The following is a 22,445-nucleotide window of genomic DNA, read 5'->3' as shown; positions in this document are numbered from 1 at the left end:
CTGCTGCCCGTGTGTCAGGAACGGGGTGTGGGCCTCAAGGGGCCTCGCGTCCGCCAATCATGGGGAAGCGCTCGTAGGCGCGCAGGAGCGCGTCCAGGTGGGCCGGCTTGTCCAGGTCCAGCGGCGAGTCCGTGAGCTGGACGATCCAGCCGCCCGAGGCCGTACGCCGCGACCGGGAGAGCAGGTCCGCGTCCCGCGCGGGGTCGGGGAAGCCGATGACCTGGGCGGCGGCGGCGGACCAATGGTTCAGCCACCCGATGAAGTGCGGTGTCGCGGGTGCGGGGAGGTTCCACGGCATGTCGAGCATGGGAAGCCCCCGGGGAGAGCGCTCCGGTCCATGTGCACCGTGACGCACCTGTTGCGAGACTTCCCCTCCGTAGCCCTCTGGTGACAGATGCCCCCAGAGAGCGTGAGCACCTTCCGCGACTCCCTCCAGGACAGCCGCTGCCGCCGCGATGCATTCCGTGTTCAGCGGCAGCTTTGCATGGACTTCGAGCCGGGCCTGACCGCCCGGCGCGCTGCTTGCTGGACCAGCCCAACCGGCCACTGAGGCGAAGGCACGCTCGTCGCAGTTGTGGAGGAGCGGAAACTCTCCGTCCAGCTTCTGCTGGGCGAGCCACGCATCACGATCCGACAGAAGGGTGCGTTGACCGTCCTCGGACGTCGTCCACCTGAGTTGCAGGCCTGGGAGTGCGCGTTCCATTCCATGAACAATCGCGGCAGGGCGCCCATCGTTTCCCAGGAGCGCAGGCGCGTATTCGATGATGATCAGTGCTTTGGGCTGCGTGTTCGGCATTTCAGCACCAGTCTATGACGACGATTTTGAAGGTGGGGTCCTGGTCGCGCAGGGCCTTCTCGTGCGCGGCGCTGCGTACTCCGATCCGGAAATCGAACCCACAGGCCTCCGCGAGTTCTCGCTCACGTCGCAACTCTCGCGCCTGCTTTCGGAGCACGATTTCGCGAAGGTCGGATGGGTACGTCTCGAAGTTGTCGGTCTTGATCTCCCACAGCACGCGAACGCGCGATTGCAGCGCGTCGAAGCGCTTCCCGTTGACGAGGACATCGAAGCCGGGGAACCCGTTCAGCGGAACCCTGTCCGCGCACATGTTGTGCAGGGCATCCCCACCCAGATGAGGCACGGGCTGCGGCGCGCACTCCGGACGGCGCTCTCGCGGATCCGAGTCCCTCGGAGGCCCCGGTGGAAACAAGTCCTGCCCGGCGGGAGACGGATCCGGCACGGGCTTCCGCTGCGTCCCGGACTCCTGGGCCACGGGCATCGCTTCCGGTTCGGCATCCTCCAGGGAGCCCTCTTCAGGAAACGAATGCCTCAGCTCATAAGCCTCAATCTCCTCGTGGATGGCGACCGCCACCACCACCAGGCCGATGACGACGACGGCCCCCACCACGAGCTCCGGCTGCGTCAGCAGGCAGACGCCGACCATCATCTCCAGCGTGGCCGCATCCGCCGAGGCCACGGAGCACCGCCGCGCGGTGTCGCGAAAGCGGATCCTCCGGGTGTCGAGCGCGTGGAAGCACCGCTCCACCACCCCGGGCCAGGGCTGGGATGCTTCCTGGACGACGCACCGCCCATCGTCCGTCCAGGGCAGGGCCGCAGCCCGCTGGAGGTTGCCAAGCCGCACCGTCCGGACCGCTGGCGGACGCGAACGCGACTCCGTCGTGGCGCAGGCCACCGACAAGAGCAGCAATACAAGGAATGGACGGAAGTGCATGGCCCCGCCCCTTCACACCCGACACACGTCGGGTCAAGGGCGGGCGAGGCCGCGCGACAACGCTGGGTCGGCTTGGACCGGGGCGGCGTGCATCGCCGCCCCTGGCGTGAACTCAGGCGGCGTTGCTGGACGACGAGGCGGGACGCGGCGGGCCGCCCGAGTCCGGACGGCCGAGCACCAGCGCCAACTGCCGGGCCTGGCTCTCCGTGGCGCAGCGGTACTCCTGGACCTTGCCGTTGGGCCGATCAATCCGAATCACCCAGACGTCATTCTCCTTGGTCACCACAGGCGCTTGGGACATTGCTCCCCTCCTTGCCCCGATACAGAAGCATCCTTCGTGCCGACCCCTGGGCTTGAGCCAAACGCCTGATATCCGGCCATCTCCTCGTCTTGCGGCCGCACGAGTGACAAAATTCGTTCAGCGAGCCGACAATTTTCGGGCGCCTGGGTCGCACTCCTTGCGTAGCCCCGCAGGGCAACCCGAAGTCGTTGGAATGACAAACATGTTTCAGGCTGGGTCAGGCCACTCCCAGGCGGAGCGGTAGCCGCCGTCCGTCTGGGTGCCTTCGATGAAGCGCGCGTAGAACGCGTGGCTGCTCAGGGTGGCGGAGTCCCCCACGACGAACAGGTGCCGGCGGGCGCGGGTGAGCGCGACGTTCATGCGGCGCAAATCGTTGAGGAAGCCCAACTGCCCCTCGCTGTTGGAGCGGGTGAGGCTGACCAGGACGGCGTCCTTCTCCCGGCCCTGGAACGCGTCCACGGTGTCCACCTCCACCTCCGGGTGCACCGCCTCCAGCGCCTCGCGCAACTGGCGGGACTGGGCGCTGTACGGGGCGATGACGGCCACCTCGCGCGGGGACAGGCCCAACGCCAGCAACTGGCGCACGCGGGCGACCACGTAGTCCGCTTCGCCCGGGTTGAAGAGGCTGTGCGTGGTGGGCTCCACCTCCTCGTCGAAGCCCTTGCCCGCCGTGTCCAGGAAGAGCACCGGCGGGGCGTCCACCTGGGCGCCGGGCGTGAGCACGTCCCCAAGCGTGCGCTCCGCCACGGACGGGTGGGCGCGCAATTCGTCGGCGTACATCTCCCGCGAGGGGAAGGCCATGATGGTGGCGTTCATCCGGTACTGCTCGCGCAGCATGCGCTTCACGTCGTCGCCGTGGTCCTTGAGCAGCCGCTCGAAGAGGCTCACGCCCAGGCCCGCCTTGGACGCCTCCTGTGACAGCACGGTGGGTGGAAGTTGCTGCGGATCCCCGGCGAGCACCACCTTGGGCGCGCGCAGGAAGCCCAGGAGCGCCAGGGGTTCGGTGGCCTGGGTGGCTTCGTCCAGCAGCGCCCGGTCGAACTCCTCTCCGGCGAGGATGCCGGAGCCCAGGCTCGCGAGCGTGACGCACACCACGTCGGACCTCGCGAGCACCGCGCGCACGGCCTTCTTCTCCAGCTTGCGCGCCTCGTCCATCAGGTCCTTGGCCTCCGCCGTGGACGAGCGGGCGTTGGAGAAGCGCTCGCGGCTGCGGCCCTGGTTGCGCTGGCGGCGCGCGTAGCCGAACAGGTCGAAGGCTTCGTCGAACAGGTCTCGGCTGATGATGCGGTCCGGGTGCTCCTCCACCACGATGTCCAGCGTGTGCTCCTGGAGCCGCGCGGCGACGCGCGCCGGGTGGCCCACGCGGATGGCCCTCAGGCCCTTCTCCAGGCACAACTCCAACAGGTGGTCCACGGCGGCGTTGCTGGCCGCGGTGCACAAGAGGCGCTCCCCGCGCGCGACGGCCTGCGCCGCCACCTCCGCGAGCACGGTGGACTTGCCGGTGCCGGGAGGGCCGTGCACCAGGAAGAAGTCCTCCGCCGCCAGCGCGCGCTTCGTGGCGTCCAACTGCTCGGGGTTGAGCGGACGGCTGGGCGTGAAGTCCTTCGGGTTGTCGAAGCGCGGCGGCTCGTTGCCCAGCAGCACCTCGCGCTTGTGCCGTTCGGCGCCCTTGTCCAGGGCCTTCACGCGCTGGAGGCCCGCGCGCACGCGCTCGTACGTGATGTCGTTGGGGACGACGTCCAGGCGCAAGAGCCCTTCGGAGATGTACGCGGGCGGGTCGCGGTCGAACGCGAGCTGGATGCGGGTGGAGGAGGCGCGCGACACGAGCGCCTTCGCTGGGTCCTTCACCTCCGCGCGGCGGGGCAGCACCGCCACGAAGTCGCCGTTGGACAGGCGGGTGGGCAGGCGCCCCCGGTCCGCGCGGGCGAGCGTGAGGAGGATGCGGCCCCCCAGGCCCACCTCCTCCTCGACGGTCTCCAGGTCCAACACCGACAGGCCCTGCTCCTCGCGCTCGCGCAGGGACAACCCTTGCGCGAACGCGACCGTGCGGGCCTTTTCGGCCTCGCGTTCCTGGGCGAGGAGCGAGCCGAGCTTGTCGAAGAACGAGACGTCACGGGCCATGGGACAGGTCATGCCACCACAGGCGCCCCGGCGGCCAGCGCGCCGTCACGGCCCGTGTCGAGCAGTGGCCTGCCCCATGCCCCGTCCCCGCTACTGGCAGGCGTACGTGGACGAGGAGGGCGTGCTCCAGGTGCCGTCCGGGTTGATGAGCCGCACGGTGTAGCCGCTCGCCGGGTAGCTGGTGCCCCAGCAGTCGCGGGCGCGCACGTCGTTGCGCAGCGCGGTCCCCAGGCTCCAGTTGCCCACGCGGCGCTGCTTCTCGTACGCGGCCACGCGGTCCACGGCCTCCACCCAGGTGGAGTCGGAGGCGAGCACGTCCCGGCGCTTCTCCAGGAACTTCTGGAGCCAGGCGTTCTCCGTGATGCCGTTGTAGCCAATCACCGGCGCCACCTGCCCGCTGTTGCCCAGGGCCGTGTTGGCGCTGCGGATGATGGCGTTCACGCCGCTCTCACCGTGGTTGATGGCCGCGTCGTACAGCGCCGCCTTGGTGAGCGCCTGGGTGAAGCCCCAGCGCGTGGCCTCGTTCATGATGGGCGTGTAGTAGAGCGCGTCGCTCACCTGGTCCTGGCACTGCTTGAAGTCCGCCTTCGTCGCTGCGGTGTTGAAGCTCGCCGCCCAGTCCGCCGTCCAGTTGCCCACCGCGTCCAGTTCCGCCGTGGAGGCCTGGTTCTGGCCGGTGGACAGGAAGCGGTTGTTGATGACGGTGAGCGCGCTCCAGTACTTCGCCAGCCGGTTGCCGTTGGCCTCCGTGCGCAGCGCCCGGTAGCACTGCACGACCTGGATGGCGTCACCCGTGCCGGTGCAGAAGCCCGCGCGCCCGTTGGTGTAGCCGCGCCCGTCCTGGATGTTCTCCGCGTAGGCGTAGTTGAGCGTGGGCGTGTCGTTCTCCCAGATGCTCGTCAGCGCCTCCGCCACCTTCTTCTGGTTCGCGGTGAGGCCCGGGCCGGTGGGGGGCGTCGTTCCACAACTGTCCGACTGGACCTTCACGTTGGCCGCGGTGAACGACGTGTTGGAGTTGGTGGAGTAATAGAACGTGTGTGACGCATTCACCGCCACCGTCAGCGCGGAGGTCCGCGTGAAGGTGCACGTGCGGCCCGACTGCGTGTGCGTCCACCCCGGCTGATCATCGTCACACGTCACGCCCGACGGCACGTCGATGGAAACTTGCGGATTGGCGATGGCCACCGTGCCCGTGTTCTTGAACACCAGCGTGCCCCAGTAGTCCGCGCCCACGTACGTGTTCGTGGTGACCGAGTGCGTGCACGCACCCAGCGCCTGCTCCAGTTCGCCCGGCGCCGCTCCCGCGTCGGTGGCCTCCGCCGCGCCACAACCGGCGGCCAGCGCCGTCAGCCCCGCGAGGATGAACATCCGGCGGGCCCCACCCCGTGAACGCTTCGCTTCCATGTGCCTGCTCCCTGTCGTGGACGGTGGAGGCCGGCCGTGAGGCTGCATCCCCGTTAAATCTGGAATATTGGAAATTACAGTAAACGCCAAGTCCTCCTGACCGGAGGTGCGCGGACCGGCCGGGCCTTTTGGGAAGGGCGTGCCCCGGGGAGGGAAGGCTCCATCCTCCGCGCGGTACGCCCTGGCGCGCGACGGTCCCATCTCCTGGAGGCGGTTCATGACCGCGAGAAGGAGGACCGGGATGATGGACGCGTGGGTGGGCAGGCTGTCGGAGTGGGGGCTGGGGGCGAGCCTTTGTTTTCTGGGCGGTGTGCAGGTGGGCCTCGCGCTGCTGTTCTTCTGGAACCAGCGGTTCGGCGTGGAGGCACGTCGTTGGAGCGGCGGGGTGCTCGTGGGGGTGTATGGCCTTGCCGCGCTTCTGACCGTGCTCGTGATGGGAACGGCGAGGGGCCTGGGTCCGGTCCTGCTGGGCAGTCTGCTCGTCGCGGTTCCCTTGTGCGGGGTGCTGAAGCACGACTCGGTGGTGCGCTCGCTGTACTTCACCCAGCGGCTGATGTGGCTTGGGTTGAGCAACCTGCTGCTGTGGTGGTGGTTCCAGGAGGACTTCCCTGCGTCCGCCAGCTTCGCGCGAACCCTGCTGTTCATCCCCTGGTTCGTGGGGCTGGTCCTGATGTGCTTCCAGACCGTCCACGGACTGCTCGTGGGCACCGCGGACCTGCAACCCCTGATGCGGCGGCGGTTCCTGCGACCGACCGCGCCCCTGCCGCCACGGCGTGAGCCCCCGTTCCCGAAGGTTACCGTGCACGTGCCCTGTCACGCCGAGCCTCCTGACGTGGTCAACGCCACGCTGGATGCCATTGCACGGCTGGACTATCCGAACTTCGACGTCATCGTCGTGGACAACAACACGGTGGACCCGACGCTCTGGCGCCCCGTGGAAGCGCACTGCGCGAGGCTGGGGGCCCGCTTCCGCTTCATCCACGTGGAGGCCCTGCCGGGTGCGAAGGGGGGCGCGCTCAACCTGGCGTTGCGCCACACCCCGAAGGCCACGGAGGTGGTGGCCGTGCTCGACGCGGACTTCGTCTGCGAGCCGGACTTCCTGTCGCGCCTGGTGGGCTTCCTGGACGACCCCGCCATCGACTACGTGCAGACGCCGCATGACTACCGGGACTGGGAGGGCAAACGCTTCCAGCAGGCCTCCTGCTGGGAGGAGCGGCAGGGCAACCGGCTGGGCCTTCCGGGCCTCAGCGAATGGGGTTTGACGCTGCTCATCGGGACCACCTGCCTCATCCGGCGGTCCGCGCTGGACGCAGTGGGGGGCTGGTCGGAGACGAGCCTGACGGAGGACTCGGAACTGTCATTGCGGTTGAACGCGCGGGGCGGCCAGGGCCTCTTCATCGGACGGACGTTTGGCCGGGGGCTGTTGCCGGTGACCTTCCGGGAATTCCAGAAGCAGCGCTTCCGCTGGACGGCGGGCCCCATCCAGACGTTCAAGCTCCACTGGCGGGGGCTGCTGTTCGGCCGGTATCCCCGGATGCTCCCCCGGGCGAAGCGCGCCGCGGTCTTCCAGGCGCTCGGGGTGGTGGCCAATACGGTGATGGATGCCCTGTGGGTGTTCTCACTGGCAGGCCTGCTGTGGCTCGCGTTCACCCGGCAATCCATTCCCCTGCCTCGGGGCCTCCTCTTCCTGTTGGGGCTGGCCATCATCGACTTCGGGATGCTGTTCCTGCTGCGGCGCCAACTGCTCCGGTGTTCCGTGAAGGACCTGTTGGCAGCGGCCGTCGCCAACGCGTCCCTGGAGCACACCCGTCGGCGCGCGGCGGCGGCGGCCCTCTTCTCCCGCGACCCACTGCCCTGGCTGCGGACCGACAAGTTCCAGGCGTCTCGCAAGGGCTGGAGGGCCGCGCTCTCCTCCGCCCGCTCGGAGTTGTCATGGGGGGGAGCGTTGTTGGGATTGGCCGGGATGCTGTTCCACCTGTCGGACCTGTCCCGGCCCGACCTGTTCCTGCTGGGGGCCCTGCAATTCGCATTGGAAGGGCTGCGCTTCCTCTGCGCGCCCTATCTGGCCCTGCGCGCGGACGCGGAGCTGCGCGAGGGGACGCAGGCCGCGCTCAGCCCGACGATGGCGCCGGAGCGTCCGGCAGGGGCAGCACCCGCCACAGTTGCGGCTTGTCATACTGGGGCGGAATCATCCCCAGGGGCCAGCCGTCCGCGGTGAGCTCCGCATACTGGTAGCCGCGTCCCGCGAAGGGGATGCGGGTGCCGGTGCCGGGCAGGCTCACGCCGATGGCCGCGTGCGCGAGCGCATCCGAGTACAGCATCACCGCGTCCACGCCCACCTGCCGCAGCAGCATCAGCGCCAGCACCGCCTTGGAGTCGCAGTCGCCGCGGTCCTGCGCGGGCACCAGCCCCGGCGGGATGATGCCGAAGGGTTCGTTGCCGGGCAGCTCGTAGCGGATGCGGCGCACGAATCCGAGGATGAGCTCGGTGGCCTGCGCCGCGTCCAGGTCCCGTTCGCGGATGGAGAGGGCGAAGCGTTCGCCCAGGATGCGCACCGGCTCCGCGTTGCTGTGCATCAGCTCCGCGTAGATGCAGCGCATGTCCGTGCCGCACCCCGGCGGCGCCACGTACGTGAAGCGCTCCGGGCCCATGGCGCGGTAGCGCAGCCGCACGCTGTAGTCGCGGTGCGCCTGCTCCAGTCCGCGCTCCACCGTCTCACCCAGGCCATAGGCCACCTGCTGCCGCGCGGGCGCGAGGCCCTCCACGCGCCAGTCATACGCATGCGCGCGCTCCAGCGGCGTGTCCTCCGGCACCAGCACCGTGCCCAGGTCCAGCGTGGCCTCCACCGGGGTGCCCGTGCCCGCTTCCATCGGCGCGGGCTCCGCGAGCCGGCCCGCCTTGCGCAACTCCACGCGCCACACGGCCGTGCCCAGCACCGCGCCCACCAGCGCCAACACCCACCACCGCATCCAGGAACGCGCGGCCATGCGAGGTCAGGCGGGCGCGCGCAGCATGCCGGTGGGGAGCTGCGGGAAGGGGATGAGCCCGTTGAGCGTGGCCTGCAACCCGGGCGCGGTGAGCAGGGCGATGACGAGCAGGAAGGCGCACAGGATGAGCGCCGCGGCGATGTTGCCCTTGCGCACCTCCGCCAGCTCGTCGATGCCCGGCGTCATCTTGTCGAACAGCCGCACGCCCAGCGCGAGCACCGCCACGCCCACCGCCAGCGACAGCGCGACGTGCACGAGCGACAGGCCCATCAACTGGAGCACCGCGATGGGCGGCACGGGCGGGTTCTGCACCGCGATGTCCACCGCGTCCCCGGTGGCCTTCAGCGCGTGCTGCACCAGCAGGCCCAGCGACACGAGGCTCGTCGCGTGCACCAGCCCCGCGGCGACGTTGCCCTGGCGCAGCTCCTCCACCGGGTGGCTGTCCAGCAGGCGGCCAAGGCCGTGCATTCCCAGGCCGATGCCGAGCGCGGCGACGAGGCCACCGAAGACGACCTTCACGAGTCCGACGACGAAGAGGGTGAGGTCCATGGGGCGTGCGAGGGACTGTAGCGGAAGTCCTCCTCGCCGCCATGCCGGATGCTCACGTCCTCACGCCGCGCCCTTCTTCCGGCGGCAGAGCGTCCAGCCGAGGAGGAGCAGCGCCGCCCAGCCCGCGCCCGACGCGGGCCCACCGCCCAGGGAGCACCCCAGGCTGCGCGACATGTCGGACGTCGGGTCGTACTCCACGGCGACGTGGAAGTTGCACAGCGCCGCGTTGCCGGCCGCGTCCAGCGCGGTCACCTGCACCGAGTGCAGGCCCGGCGCCAGCGGCGTCCCAAGCTCCGGGCTGTAGAGCAGCTCCGCCTGGGACACGGTGTCCTCGGCGGAGGCCAGCGGGTAGTCGGCGCGGGTGCCGGACATCACGGCGGTCTTCAGCGTGACGTCCTCCGGGCAGGAGAGCACGGGCGGCCGGGAGTCGCGCACCTTCACCTGGATTTCGCACGTGCGGCTGTTGCCCGCCTCGTCGGTGCGGGTGAGCTGCACGCGGGTGATGCCCAGGGGGAACAGGTCGCCGGGCGCATGCGTCCGGGAGGTGGTCGTCTGGGCGGAGACGTTGTCGCTGGTGCTCGCCTCCGGCCACCACGCACGCGCGCCGTCGGGCCCTTCGGCCTCCACGCGCACCTCGCTCACCTTGCACGCGGCCGCGGGCGGCTGGCCGTCGCGCACGGTGACGGGGAAGGCGCAGGTGGACGTGTTGCCCGCGCGGTCGCGGGCCGTCATCGTCACCAGCGTCGTGCCCAGCGGAAGCGTGCTGCCGTTCTCCGGGATGATGGAGGTGACGACGTCGCCGCCCGTCTCCTCCGTCACCGTGAACTCCGGGTAGTACACCGGGGCGCCCTGGGGCGAGCGGGTGTTGACGACGAGCTCCGACGGGCAGCCCTGGATGGTGGGCGGGGTCAGGTTGGCCACGGTCACGTCGATGGAGCACGTGGCGACCCGGCCCTGCGCGTCCTCGGCCTGGTAGTGGACGCCGAAGCCCGTTTGCAGGCTCAGCGGCGTGCCCTCCGGGTGGCTGGTGCGCACCGTCAGGGGCGCCTGTCCACCCGTGAGGGTGGGGACCGGCAGGTGCATCTCCGTGCCCTGGGCATGCGTGGCGGGGACGTCCAGATGGGCCGGGCAGTCCCGGAACGCGGGCGCCGTGGGGTCGCGGTCCAGCCGCCACAGCGACAGGCCGCTGAAATGGCTGCCATCCGGCATCAGCAGCGAGTCCCCAAAGGGCACCACCCTGGACGGCGAGAAGCCCCTGCTGGCCGGCACGCGGGCCAGGCGGTACGTGCCCTGGGTGCTACCGTCGGTGCGCCACAGCTCGCCGCTCCAATCGTTGGAGGCGCGGTAGAAGACGAGCTCATCGCCCCAGGCGGCGAGGAAGTGCGGCAGGACCTGCTGGCCCGCGTCCTCCAGTGGGACGACTGCGGTGTTCTCCGCCGTGCCGTCCGTCACCCACAGGTTGCGGCCGGAGCCGGTGCCCTGGGTGAGGTAGTAGGCGCGCGCGCCCGCCCGGACGAGCGTGACCGTCCCGGTGAGGTCGCGGGGAAGCGGCTTCACGGGCAGGGTGCCCGCCTCGGTGCCGTCCGTGCGCCAGAGGTCCACCTGCTGGCCGTCCTTCACGAGGAACAGCAGCGTGTTGCCCAGCACGGTGAACTGGCTCAGCTCCGGCTCGAAGCTGCCTGCCACCAGGTCGCTCACCAGGACCGTGCCCTCCTCCGTGCCGTCCGTCTTCCACAGGGCCCGGCCGTGCTGGCCGTCATTCGCGGTGAAGAAGCAGGTGGAGCCCATCGTGGTGATGGCGCTGGGATCCGAGGACCCCACGCCGGAACGGATGTCGCGCACGAGCCAGGTGCCCTGGGCGGTGCCATCCGTGCGCCACAGCTCGCGGCCCTCGGGACCGTGCGCGCTGAACAGCATCGCGTCGCCACAAGCCCCGCGCAGGAACGGGGACGAGCCCTGGGCGCCGGGCATCACATCCTGGACGCGCACGGTGCCCGCTTCGGTGCCGTCCGACTTCCAGAGCTCGGTGTCGCCGTCGCTGTCCTCGGCGGCGAACAGCACGGAGGTGCCGAAGGGCATGAGCGCGCTCGGCGTGAGCACGCCGCTGGCCGCACCCGGTTGGATTTCGCGCACGAGCCAGGTGCCCTGGGCGGTGCCGTCGCTCGTCCACAGCTCGCGGCCGGAGGTGTTGCTCCGGGCGGTGAAGAACAGGCGGCCGGGCACCGAGGCCAACGTCATGTGATCGATGACGGCGGAGGTCGGCATCAGGTCCTGCATGGAGCGCGTGCCCTGGGCGGTGCCATCCGTCGACCACAGGGTCAGGGGCCGGTGGTCGAAGGACTCCACGCGCGGGCCGGTGAAGTAGTACAGCCGCCCGTTCAAGGAGGCCCGGGGCTGGACCTCGAAGTTCGTGACCGAGCCGAAGTCGCCGCGCTCGCCCGGCAGCGCCGCCAGCCGACGCACGCTCACCGAATCAGGGCCGTCCGCCGCCAGCGCGGGACCGCCGACCGCCATCAGTGCCAACGCCGAAAGCCACGCACGACCGCTGTCAGTCATCATCCCGACCCCTCCCCGCCACAACGCCCGTGACACCAACTGCTTGGCGACCGCTGGCCGGTGGAGCCACCCGGACCCCGCGCGCCCTCAACCATCCAGGGGGCGCACCGTCCTCACGGTCCGGCGGATCCACAACCGGGGGGCCGGCGGACTGTTCGCCAGCCATCGCACGGGGCCGGTGTCACACCTGTTTCATGTGTTCACCACCGACCGGCGCGCCCCTCATTCCCATCCGCTGAGACCGGCGACTGTCGCGCCCCACAATCCCCCGGTAGAGTCCGTTCTGACGCATGGCGTCGTGCGTCTTCGGGTACGAGACAAGGTCCACCATGAGACAGCTTCAGGTCCGAGGGCTCTTCGAAGGGTATGGCGTCGCGCCGGGCACCTGGGACGAGCTGTTGGGCACCGGGGAGGCTCCGCGCGAGGACGTGTTGCGGCTGCTGGAGCGGCTGGGCACGCGTTCGCCGGCGGAGTTCTCGCGGATGCAGGGGTTGGCGGAGCGGGCGCTGATGAACCAGGGCGTGACGTTCTCCGTGTACGCGGATCAGCGGGGCACGGAGCGCATCTTCCCCTTCTGCCTCATCCCCCGGCTGGTGTCGGCCTCCGACTGGGAGCACGTGGAGCGCGGGCTGGAGCAGCGCGTGCGCGCGCTGGGGCTGTTCCTGGACGACGTGTACGGCGAGCAGCGCATCTTCGCCGGGCGGCCAGAGCTCCGGGACATGGTGCTGGGCACGCAGCAGTACCTGCCGAAGCTCCGGGGCGTGCGGCCCGCGGGCGGCGTTCGCATCCACATCGCGGGCATCGACCTCATCCGCGACGGGCAGGGTACCTTCCGGGTGCTGGAGGACAACCTGCGCACGCCCTCGGGCGTGTCGTACGTGCTGGAGGGGCGGGTGCTCTCCAAGCGCGTGCTGCCGGAGGTGCTGGAGCGCACGCGGGTGCGGCGCGTGGACCACTATCCGGCGAAGCTCGCGGAGACGCTGCGCGCATCCTCCCCGGAGGACCCGGAGCGCTCCACCGCGGTGGTGCTGACGCCGGGCCCGTACAACTCCGCCTACTTCGAACACAGCTTCCTCGCGCGCACCATGGGCGTGGAGTTGGTGCACGGCGCGGACCTCTTCGTGGACGACGACCGCGTGTGGATGCGCACCACGCGCGGGCCCAAGCGCGTGCATGTCATCTACCGGCGCATCGATGATGCCTTCATCGACCCGGAGGCCTTCCGCCCCGACAGCATGCTGGGCGTGAGGGGCCTGTTGCGCGCCTGGGCGGCGGGCAACGTGGCGCTGGCCAACGCGCCGGGCAACGGCGTGGCGGATGACAAGGCGGTGTACGCGTTCGTGCCGGAGTTCATCCGCTTCTACCTGAATGAGACGCCGGTGCTGGCGCAGGTGCCCACGTACGTGTGCGCGCGCGAGGAAGACCGCCGCTACGTGCTTTCGCACCTGGAAGAGCTGGTGGTGAAGGCGGTGGACGAGGCGGGCGGCTACGGGATGTTGATGGGACCGCAGTCCACGAAGGAGGAGCGGGAGGACTTCCGCCAGCGCATCCTCGCGCAGCCCCGGCGCTACATCGCGCAGCCGCGCGTGGAGCTGTCCACCTGCCCTACGTGGGACGCGGCCTCCGGGACGGTCGTCGCCCGGCGGGTGGACCTGCGGCCGTACATCCTCACCACGCCGCAGGGGCCGTGGGTGCTGCCGGGCGGCTTGAGCCGCGTGGCGCTGCGCGCGGGCTCCTACGTGGTCAACTCGAGCCAGGGTGGCGGTTCCAAGGACACCTGGGTCCAGAAGGAGGATGCATGATTGCCCGCATCGCGGAGCACTGCTTCTGGTTGGGGCGCTACCTGGAGCGGTTGGAGAGCGTCGCGCGGGTGTTGCAGATGACGGATCAGCTCGCGCTGGACGCGGACCTGCCGGCGGACCAGTGCTGGGTGCCGGCGCTGGCCATCTTCGGTGAGCGGGCCACCTTCGCGCTCAAGCACGGCGTGAAGGCCGAATCCGACGGCGAGGCGGTGCAGCACTTCCTCACCTGGGAGGAGGACAACGGCTCCAGCCTGGTGCACACGGTGCTGGCGGCGCGAGACAACGCGCGCACCATCCGCGAGGTGGTCAGCCGCGAGTGCTGGGAGGTGACGAACGAGCTGTACCACTTCCTCACCGGCGAGACGGGCCGGGCGGAGTACGCCGCGTCGCGCTTCGGCTTCTACCAGCACATCCGGCGCATGGTGCAGCTATGCCTGGGCCTGCTGGACAGCACCATGCTGCACGACACGCCCCAGGAGTTCGTCTGGCTGGGCGTGATGCTGGAGCGGGCGGGGCAGACGTCGCGCCTCCTGGATGTGCACCACCACATCTTCAGCGAGGAGAAGCACCGGGTGGTGGAGACGGCGCTGTGGCTGTCGCTGTTGCGCGCGTGCTCCGGCTTCGAGCCCTTCATGAAGAGCCACCAGGGCCGGGTGACGGGGGACGCGGTGGCGGCGTTCCTGCTGTTCGAGCCGCGCTTCCCGCGCTCGGTGCGCTTCTGCCTGGAGTCCGCGTACCGCTACCTGGGGCACCTGTGCCCGGTGGTGGCCAAGGGGCAGCCGGGGGAGGAGTGCCTGTCCCGGCTGGTGCCCCTGGTGGAGGAGCTGACGCCTCATTCCCTGTCGGGCGAGGGTGAAGCGGTGCACGCCCTGCTCACGCGCATGGTGGAGGGCACGGACGCATTGTGCACGCTGATCTCCCGCGATTTTTTCGGGCGGGCCCCCGTGCAGGTGGGCACCCAGGAGATGGCCGGGTAGAGTCCGCGCCCATGTTGAACCTGCTCGCGCTGTCCTTCGAGGGAGAGCTCGCTCCCGGTCTGGACCTGCGCTGTCTTGCTCCCGGACGCAAGCCGCCGGACGGCTGGGGCGTGGGTTACTACCCGGGCGGCGAGTTCGCGGCCGCGGTGTTGAAGGAAGCCGCGCCCCAACTGCACAGCACCCGCAGCGAACTGGTGCGCACGTGGGATCCGCTGGAGTCCTCGCTGATGCTGCTGCACCTGCGCACGGCGACGTGGGGGCCCATCACGGAGGCCAACACCCAGCCGTTCGTCCGCAGCGCCTGGGGCCGGGACTGGCTGCTCGCGCACAGCGGCAGCCTGGAGCAGCGGCTGAAGATTCCCGCTGGGGCGCGCTTCGAACCCGTGGGCTCCACGGACTCGGAGACGCTGTTCTGCCGCTTCCTGGACTGGATGCAGGAGCAGGGCTGGCGAAGCCTGGGAGAGGTGGACGCGTTCCGGCTGCGCGCGTGGCTGGAGGAGCTGAACCAGTTGGGGCCGCTGACGCTGGTGGTGTCGGACGGCAGGGACCTGATGCTGTACGCGGACTGCACCGGGGCGACGCAGGGCTGGGTGTGGCAGGTGTCGCCGCCCTACGAGCGGCTGGTGCTGGGCGACGAGGACGTGGAGTTGGACCTCACGCGCCGGGGCGCCAAGAGCCGCAAGGGCGTCATCGTCGCCACGCAGCCCCTGGGCTCGCGCACGGACGTGCCAGCGAACTGGACGCAGCTTGCGCCCGGAGGCCTGGTGCTGGTGCGCCAGGGGGCCATCCGCGTGGAGGCGCTGCCGCCGGGAGCCCAGGGCACGGTGGCGCCCACGATGGCGGCGGAGTTCGAGGCGCGAAGCCGCCTGCGCCGTCCGCCGGAGACGCCGGTGCGGGTGATGGACGTGGTGCACCGCACCGTCTACCGCTACCAGAACCCGGTGGAGCGCAGCTCCCATCTCTTGAGGCTGACGCCCCGGCATGACCGGCTCCAGTCGCTCTTGTCGCACGACGTGACGCTGTCGGTGGGCGTGACGCGGTCGGAGTACGAGGACGTCTTCGGCAACCGGGTCCGCCGGGCGATGGTGGACATGCCCTACAAGGAGCTGGTGATGGAGGCCCGCTCGCGCGTGGAGCTGCGGGACACGGATCCGTTGGGATACCGGCCCCTGCACGTGCGCTCGGTGCTGCCGCTGGTGTGGATGCCGTGGCAGGCGAACATGCTCCAGCCGTACCTGCTGCCGCCGGAGCTGCCGGACACGCAGTTGGAGGAGCTGTCCGAGTACGCGATGAGCTTCGCGCGCCGCAACGACTTCGACCTCTTGGACACGCTGCTGGACATCAACTACTCCATCTTCAAGGAGTACCAGTACGCGCAGGGCACGACGACGCTGAACACCACGGCCTTCTCCGTGTATTCGGCGCGCAGGGGCGTCTGCCAGGACTTCGCCAACGTGTTCATCTGCCTGGCGCGCCTGTTGGGCGTGCCCGCGCGCTACGTGTGCGGTTACCTCTACACGGGGCCCAAGCACGCGAACACGGCGCAGGCGGAAGCGTCCCATGCGTGGGTGCAGGTGTATCTGCCGGAGGTGGGGTGGAAGGGGTTCGACCCGACCAACGGCATCCTCACGCAGACCGACCACGTGCGCGTGGCGGTAGGCCGGCAGTACTCGGACGCGACGCCGACGACGGGCACCATCTACCTGGGAGGCGGGGGCGAGCAGTTGGAGGTGCTGGTCCGCTGCGAGCCGGTGATGCCCGAAGGACAGTGAGGTCTCACCTGTCACAGGGTCGTGTTTCACGAACAGGATCGCGCGCATCCCCCGGGTCCTGATCCAGCGGCGCACCGGGTGGTCTCCCCCGGTCCTCGTATCGAGATACCCGGATTCCTAGACTGTCTTTCCCCCTCAGTTGGAGAAAGACAGACATGGAAGCCGCATCCAGCCTCCCCGCGCGTCGCGTGCGGGTGGAGTCGCCCGACGCTGTCCCCTTCCTGCTCGTGCCGGAGTTCCTCCTCCCGGAGGTGGACCACCCGTGTCGCATCCCGGTGAAGAACGTGGAGGAGGCCGAGTTCCTGGCGGCCGTCCTCCAGCAGCACGGTGGCCTCTACCTGGGAGCGCGCGCCGCCGAACACCGTGAACTCGCGGACTGGGCGGACGCCACGCCCGTGGGAGTAGGCGTGGGCGGTCCCTGGAAGAAGGACCCGCCGGCGAACCTCACTGAACTCCTGGGCCGCGTGCCGGTGAAGAACCCCGTCTCCGAAGGCCGCCAGTTGTTCGCGGAAGGAGAGACGCGGCCGATGGAGCGCACGGACGCGGTGCTCGTCCACAAGCGGGAGCCGGCGAACGTGTTGCTCGCGAACGGCCACCGGGTGGGTGCGCTGCACCAGTTCAACGCGTTCATGGAGTCGCCCGAGTTCCTCTTCGACCATCCCTCCGAGCACGTGCAGGGCATGCTCCTCACGGAGATTGCCCGCCAGGCGAGCCTCGCGAGCATTCACGGCGTGGGGCTGCCGTTCGACTGGGTCATCATCCTGACCCGCCTCACGCTGGAGTTTCAGCGCTTCGTGCGCCACGACGCGCCGCTGGTGATGCGCACCTTCGTCAGCTACCGGCTCCCGGAGTGGGCGGAGCCGGTGCGGGCCGAAGGCCGCAAGGGCCGCATGTGGATCGCCGTGCAGGGCTGGCAGGACAACGTCTGCTGTTTCTCGGGGCTGCTTGGCGCCGTCAGCAAGGCGGCGTCGTGAAGCACCTGCACCGTTGGATGCCCACCCTGCTGATGGTGACGGGGTTGGGGCTGCTCGTCCCGCTGGGCCTCCGGCAGCTTGCGCGCACGCCGGAGGAGAGCCGTGTCATCGCGGGCCTGATGATCGCGGCCTACGTAGCGTGGATGTTGATTGAGAGCCGGGTGACGTTGCGTGAGACGAGCAAGCCCACCGCGGAGCGCGATGGCTCCACGCTCGAACTCTATGCAGTGGCGCGGCTGACCACGCTGTTGCTCGCGCTGGCGTTTCCCACGCTGGAGGCGGGCCCCGGGATTCGTGCGGTGGGGCTGCTTGGCTTCATCGGTGGGGTGACGCTGCGACTGACGGCCATCCGTACGCTCGGAAGAGCGTATTCGCACCGCGTGCGTCTGCCGGATGCGGACCTGCTCGTCACGGGGGGGGTCTACCGGAAGCTCCGGCACCCGGCGTACACCGGGATGTTGGTGGCGCACGTGGGCTACCTGCTCGTCTTCCCCAGCGTGCCGGCCATCGCCGCGTTCGTGCTGCTCTTCGTTCCGGCGGTGCTGCTGCGCATCCGGCATGAGGAGCGGCTGCTGTTGGGCTCCTTCCCCGGTTACGAAGCCTACGCGGCGACGCGCAAGCGGCTGGTCCCATGGCTCTGGTAACGGGCGGGGACGGCGTGGGCGTCGTGCTGCTCGGTGCGACCGGCCTCGTGGGACAGGCCATCCTGCGACAGCGCGGCACGCATCCCGTGCACGCGCTGGTGCGCACCCCGGATGGACGGTCGTGGGGAGACGGAGTCCAGGTCGTGCGGGGAGACCTGCACGGCATTCCGGAGGCGTTGTTCCCGTCGCATCCCTACGTCGTCCTCCACTTCGCCACGAAGCCCCGGGACACCGACGGCACGGGCTTCGATTGGACCAACGTGGAAGGGACACGGCGGCTGCTGTCACGGCTCACGAAGGACTGCCTGGGCGTCATCCACGGCAGCTCCATGTCTGTCTACGGCCCGGGGCCGCATCTGGGAGTGACGGAGGAGCATCCGTTGGTCCCCGTCACGCCGCTGGCGCGCTCCCGCGTGGCGTCCGAGGCGCTCATCACGAAGCACGCTGCGGATGCCGGTCTGGGCGCGGTGTTGCTGCGTCCGCGCTTCCTCATCGGAAGGGGGGACCGGTTCGTCCTCCCCGCGATGGTGAAGATGCTCCAGCGCAGGCGCCAGCTTGGAGCGGACTCGGTGGCCTGCTCGGTCATCGACGTGGATGACTATGCGCGCATCATCTGGAAGCTCGCGCGGCGCATGGCGGAAGCGCGCCGTCCCGAACAGTGGGCATACAACGTGGCGTATGCGCGCCCGCTGGTGCGCTCGGAGTTCCTGGGCACGTTGGTGCAGGGACTTGGGCTGCCCGAGCCGGTCGTGAAGGTGCGCGTCCCCGACCTGCTCCTGAACGCCCTGCGCGATGCTCCCAGCCGCCGAGCCCAGGCGCTGGCCGAACGTCTGGAATTGCTGACCCGTTCGCAGTGCCTGGACGTCGCGCGGCTCAAGGCGGTCCCCGGCACGCGTGCGCTCCTCGCCCGGTCTCCGGTGGAGGCCCTGCGTGCTGCCCTCGACACCTTTCGTTCCTGAAGGAACCCCCGCCATGCCTGCCCCCCTTCCGCTTGTGTCCATGACCGAGGCCGGAGACCCGAGCCACGTCGGTCAGAAGTTCGCGCGCCAGCAGCACCTGGCGCGGCAGGGCTTCCCCGTGCCGGAGTTCTTCTGTCTCACCACCACGATGTTCCAGGAGGTCGCGCGGCCCATCCTGCCCGCCATCGAGCGGCTCACGGCGACGGTGGACCGTTCATCCCAGCAGGACATCCGCCGGGTCGCGGAGGAGATTGAACGGCTCTTCGTCGAAGTGCCCCTGAGCGCCGAGCGCGAGGCCTCCATCCTGGAGGCCTTCGACCGGACCTTCGGAGCCAACGCGGTGGTCGCGGTGCGGGCCTCCGTGGTGGGCCGCGCGCTGGGGGAGAGCGAGGACTCGGAGAGCGACCCCTTCGCGGGGGTGAGCTCGACGTTCCTCTATGTGCGGCGCGACGCACTGCTCGAACGGATCCGCCGGTGCTGGGCGTCGGCCTATACGCCGGAGGGGCTCATCTACCGGCTGTCCCAGGGGCGTGAGGTCCGGGGCCTCACCGTGGCGGTGGGCGTCCAGCGGATGGTGCCGGGGCGCCGCTCGTTCGTGCTCTTCACGTGCGACCCGAAGACGACGGAGCGCAGGACGCTGATCGTCGCGGGGCACGGGATTGGAGAGGGCGTCGTCCAGGAGAAGGTCGGGGTGGACCACTACTTCATCCATCCGCAGACGGGCCGCATCGACCGGCAGTTGGGCCACAAGGCGGAGATGCTGTGCGAGAACCCCGAGCCCGGCGGTGGGTTGCTGGAACAGCCCGTGCCGGAGGCCCTGCGGGATGCGCCCTGCCTGACGGACGCAGAACTCCAGCGGCTGGCGACGCTGGCGAAGGACATCGAGCGCACCTTCGGTGTTCCCCAGGACATCGAGGGCACGTTCACGGAGGACGGGACGCTGCACGTGCTGCAATCGCGGCCCATCGCCTTCGACTTCCGGAAGATTCGCGTCTGGGGTTGCGGCAACGTGTCGGAGAGCTTCCCGGGCGTCACCACGCCGCTGACGTATTCGCTCGCGAGCCACTTCTACGAGGTCATCTTCCATGACTTCCAGCGCCGCATGTGGGGCGCGGACGCGCGGACGCTCCATGAGCACGGCCCGGCGTTCCAGAACATGCTGGGGTTCATCGACGGGCGCGTCTACCACTCGCTGTCGAACCTGATGCACGTCAATGGCATCAATCCCTTCCTCGCGGTCACCTCCATGCGGGACCTGGAGGACGTGCTCCAGTTGGATGCCTCGCTGGTCATCCGCCTGCCCGGCCACCGCGAGAGCTTCCCCAACACCGCGAGTTACGCGTTCGCGCTGGGTCGTTCGGCCGTGGGGGCGCTGGCCGCCACCGTGTCGTTCCAGCGGGACTTCGAGAAGTACGCCGCATGGTGGAGACAGACGCTCGCGGGGCTGCGGACGCTGTCCCTGCATCGGGAGGATCCACTGGTCCTCATCCACCACTTCCGGCAGGTCTGGCGCGAGGTGGGGAACTGGTGGGGGCTGACGCTCATCAACCACTGGTACATCAATTCGTATTACGGGCTGGCGAGCCGATACCTGCGCAAGTGGACCGGTGCGGACCCCAGCGAACTGCTCGCGGGACTGCTGTGCGGAGCCCGGCCGGATGAAGGCAGCCACGCGCTCTTCTCCGCGGTGGCGCTCGCGGAGACCGTGCGCGCGGATGCGGCGTTGTCGAAGCTCTTCGCGGAAGGGACCGCGGAGGAGGTGTGGAGCAGGCTTGCCTCTGGAGAGGTAGCTCCCGCTTTCGCCCGGGCCTTCCGCGAGCACCTGAGCGAGTACGGCGACCGGGGCGTCCAGGAGCTGAATGTGGAGCGCCCGAACCTGCGGGACACGCCGTGGGAGCTGGTGCGCATCGTCCAGTCCTACGCGCGCACGTCCGTCACCCGGGCGGAGCTGCGGACCTCGGATGTGCTGCGGCGCACGGAGGCCGAGACGCGGCTGGCGGTGCTGCTGAAGGGACAGCCGTTGCGGAAGCTCGCGGTCCAGCAACTGCTGGAACGGCTGCGCACGGTGATTGGCCTGCGCGAGGACAGCCGGTTCTGGCGCGGCCAGCTCTTCGGCTTCAGCAAGAGCGTGTTCGCGGCGCTGGGGCAGCGGATGGCGGAGCGGGGCGTGTTCGCTTCACCGCTGGACGTGCACTACCTCACGCTGCGGGAGATCCTGGACCACTTCGAGGGCCGGAGCGTCACCCGGAACCTGGGCGAACTCGTGCGGCTGCGTCGCCGGGAGCAGCAGGACAACCAGGAGCGGCAGCCGCCGCGCGACTTCACCACCGTGGGAAGCGTGGCGGACGGCATTCCCAGGGCGGTGGAGGCTGCCATTGATGATGCCTCCCTGCTCAAGGGACTGGGGTCGAGCGCGGGCATCGTCGAAGGCTTCGCGCGCGTCGTGAAGGACCCCGGAGCGGTGGGCTCCCTCACCAAGGACGACATCCTCATCGCCAAGGAGACGGACCCGGGCTGGCTCTTCCTGATGCTGGCCTCGGGCGGCATCGTGGTGGAGCGGGGGAGCATGCTGTCGCATACGGCCATCGCGGGCCGGAAGTTCGGCATTCCCACGGTGGTGGGTGTGGCGCACGCGACGACACGAATCCCCGACGGCGCGCGGATCCGCGTGGACGGTTCCACGGGCACGGTCACGGTGGTGTCGACATGAGCCGGACCGTGGTGTCACGGATCCGGGCCGTGCTGCGCTACTCCGTGCAGCGCTACCCGCCACTGTTCTACCTGGCGGTCGTCACGCTCTGGTCCCTGAGCCTGGATGGCATGCTGGGGACGCTGGGAGGAGGGCAGGGGCCGACGCTGTCGCGAGACCTGTTGCACGTGGCGTCGAGCGTGTTCGGCGTGGGCTACTTCATGCGCATCGTGGATGAGCTGCGCGACTACGAATACGACCGGATCCACAATCCGGAGCGGGGACTGGCGCGAGGCGACGTCAGCTTCCAGGACCTGTACGTCGCGCTCGCGGTGTGCGCCGTCATCCTGCTCGGCTCCAACCTGGCGGTGTCCTGGCTGCGAGCCCTCATCCTGCTCGGCATCATGCTCTACAGCCTGTTCCTCTGGTGGTTGGAGCTGAACAGCACCACGTACCAGGGGAGCATGTTCCTGACCATCGCGGTCGCCATCCAGTTGCACGTGGGACAGGGCGCCTATGTCTGGGTGGCGCAGGCGGAGCGGGCAGGCCGGCCTCCGGAGCCGCAAGGGCTGCTCGTCGTGCTGGGGCTGGTCTTCATCTACCTGCACTGGGAAGTGATGCGGAAGACGGCGTGGCCGGGGTCCACGAAGCCGGGGGAGAAGCTGTACTCCGATGAGGTGGGTTCGGTGGTCAGCGGCCTCCTCGCCTTCGCGCTGGTTGTGGGGGCCGCGGGCCTGATGTTCCACCTGTCGCAGGGGACCGCCTGGCTCTTCCTGTTTCCCGTCGCGGTGGGCGTCCTCAACGTGGCCCTGTTCTTCAAGACCCGCAGTCCTCGCGGCCGGTCGGGTCGGTTGGCGGGCATCAGCTACTTCTCATTCCTGCTCGCCATGCTCATGACTGCCTTCGCGGGCAGGTACTCCTGAGAGGAAGTCTTCAATGGGGAGGGACCTCCGTGCGATGCGGCACCGGGTCCCTCGCGG

At 69.6% G+C, this 22,445-nt stretch carries 17 protein-coding genes; 9 read left to right on the top strand and 8 right to left on the bottom strand.

Going from position 1 to position 22,445, the window contains the following annotated elements; all coding sequences use genetic code 11:
- Positions 1-34: 34 nt before the first annotated feature.
- The 5 genes from D7V88_RS03925 to D7V88_RS03905 all read right to left on the bottom strand — a co-directional run bounded on the left by D7V88_RS03925 (position 35) and on the right by D7V88_RS03905 (position 5,556).
- Positions 35-796, bottom strand: a complete 762-nt coding sequence (locus D7V88_RS03925; protein WP_120539241.1) for a DUF5953 family protein — start codon at positions 794-796, stop codon at positions 35-37.
- 1 nt (position 797) lies between these two features.
- Positions 798-1,730: a DUF6310 domain-containing protein gene (locus D7V88_RS03920; RefSeq protein ID WP_120539240.1), complete on the bottom strand. Its 933-nt coding sequence runs from the start codon at positions 1,728-1,730 to the stop codon at positions 798-800.
- Between the two features lie 112 nt (positions 1,731-1,842).
- The gene (locus D7V88_RS03915; protein ID WP_120539239.1) at positions 1,843-2,031 is read right to left on the bottom strand and encodes a hypothetical protein; all 189 of its coding nucleotides are present in this window, start codon (positions 2,029-2,031) and stop codon (positions 1,843-1,845) included.
- A 207-nt stretch (positions 2,032-2,238) separates the two neighbouring features.
- Entirely contained in the window at positions 2,239-4,152 is a 1,914-nt protein-coding gene (locus tag D7V88_RS03910) for an AAA domain-containing protein (protein ID WP_120539238.1), read from the bottom strand.
- Positions 4,153-4,242: 90 nt separating this feature from the next.
- Positions 4,243-5,556 carry a chitosanase gene (locus D7V88_RS03905; RefSeq protein ID WP_244237964.1) on the bottom strand — a complete coding sequence of 438 codons (1,314 nt, stop codon included), beginning with the start codon at positions 5,554-5,556 and terminating at the stop codon, positions 4,243-4,245.
- Positions 5,557-5,797: 241 nt separating this feature from the next.
- Between D7V88_RS03905 and D7V88_RS03900 the strand changes: the two genes are divergently transcribed.
- Complete coding sequence (locus tag D7V88_RS03900) at positions 5,798-7,774, top strand: glycosyltransferase (protein WP_158624988.1); 1,977 nt, start codon at positions 5,798-5,800, stop codon at positions 7,772-7,774.
- On the opposite strand, the gene D7V88_RS03895 is transcribed toward D7V88_RS03900, so the two are convergent.
- Genes D7V88_RS03895 through D7V88_RS03885 form a run of 3 tightly spaced genes read right to left on the bottom strand, consistent with a single transcriptional unit; the run spans position 7,668 to position 11,651 of the window.
- A complete protein-coding gene (locus tag D7V88_RS03895) occupies positions 7,668-8,543 on the bottom strand; it encodes a hypothetical protein (protein WP_120539235.1) in 876 nt (291 codons plus the stop codon). The two genes, D7V88_RS03900 and D7V88_RS03895, sit on opposite strands and share 107 nt — an antisense overlap.
- Positions 8,544-8,549: 6 nt before the next feature.
- The gene (locus D7V88_RS03890; protein ID WP_120539234.1) at positions 8,550-9,092 is read right to left on the bottom strand and encodes a DUF350 domain-containing protein; all 543 of its coding nucleotides are present in this window, start codon (positions 9,090-9,092) and stop codon (positions 8,550-8,552) included.
- Positions 9,093-9,152: 60 nt separating this feature from the next.
- On the bottom strand, positions 9,153-11,651 hold the full coding sequence (locus D7V88_RS03885; RefSeq protein ID WP_120539233.1) for an HYR domain-containing protein: 2,499 nt from the start codon (positions 11,649-11,651) through the stop codon (positions 9,153-9,155).
- Between the two features lie 326 nt (positions 11,652-11,977).
- Here D7V88_RS03885 and D7V88_RS03880 point away from each other — a divergent pair, with 326 nt between their 5' ends.
- The 8 genes from D7V88_RS03880 (at position 11,978) to D7V88_RS03845 (ending at position 22,388) form a co-directional block, all read left to right on the top strand.
- Positions 11,978-13,450: a circularly permuted type 2 ATP-grasp protein gene (locus D7V88_RS03880; RefSeq protein WP_120539232.1), complete on the top strand. Its 1,473-nt coding sequence runs from the start codon at positions 11,978-11,980 to the stop codon at positions 13,448-13,450.
- Positions 13,447-14,427 (top strand): alpha-E domain-containing protein, encoded by a 981-nt coding sequence (locus D7V88_RS03875; RefSeq protein ID WP_120539231.1) that lies wholly within the window; start codon positions 13,447-13,449, stop codon positions 14,425-14,427. Before D7V88_RS03880 ends, D7V88_RS03875 begins: the two co-directional genes overlap by 4 nt.
- A gap of 11 nt (positions 14,428-14,438) precedes the next feature.
- Positions 14,439-16,199, top strand: a complete 1,761-nt coding sequence (locus tag D7V88_RS03870) for a class II glutamine amidotransferase (RefSeq protein ID WP_120539230.1) — start codon at positions 14,439-14,441, stop codon at positions 16,197-16,199.
- Positions 16,200-16,354: 155 nt separating this feature from the next.
- Positions 16,355-17,173, top strand: a complete 819-nt coding sequence (locus tag D7V88_RS03865) for an AfsA-related hotdog domain-containing protein (RefSeq protein WP_120539229.1) — start codon at positions 16,355-16,357, stop codon at positions 17,171-17,173.
- Complete coding sequence (locus D7V88_RS03860) at positions 17,170-17,817, top strand: methyltransferase family protein (RefSeq protein ID WP_120539228.1); 648 nt, start codon at positions 17,170-17,172, stop codon at positions 17,815-17,817. The genes D7V88_RS03865 and D7V88_RS03860 overlap by 4 nt, the downstream gene beginning before the upstream one ends.
- Positions 17,805-18,776, top strand: coding sequence for an NAD-dependent epimerase/dehydratase family protein (locus D7V88_RS03855; protein WP_244237963.1), 972 nt, complete (start codon positions 17,805-17,807; stop codon positions 18,774-18,776). Before D7V88_RS03860 ends, D7V88_RS03855 begins: the two co-directional genes overlap by 13 nt.
- A 13-nt stretch (positions 18,777-18,789) precedes the next feature.
- Positions 18,790-21,486 carry a PEP/pyruvate-binding domain-containing protein gene (locus tag D7V88_RS03850; RefSeq protein WP_120539227.1) on the top strand — a complete coding sequence of 899 codons (2,697 nt, stop codon included), beginning with the start codon at positions 18,790-18,792 and terminating at the stop codon, positions 21,484-21,486.
- Positions 21,483-22,388, top strand: a complete 906-nt coding sequence (locus D7V88_RS03845) for a UbiA prenyltransferase family protein (protein WP_244237962.1) — start codon at positions 21,483-21,485, stop codon at positions 22,386-22,388. Before D7V88_RS03850 ends, D7V88_RS03845 begins: the two co-directional genes overlap by 4 nt.
- The last annotated feature ends 57 nt before the right edge of the window (positions 22,389-22,445 follow it).

Origin of the sequence: Corallococcus terminator (assembly GCF_003611635.1) — a bacterium.
In the GTDB taxonomy this organism is placed as follows: domain Bacteria; phylum Myxococcota; class Myxococcia; order Myxococcales; family Myxococcaceae; genus Corallococcus; species Corallococcus terminator.
Note: the sequence above shows the minus strand (reverse complement) of the source record. Positions and strands in the feature narration are given on the sequence as shown.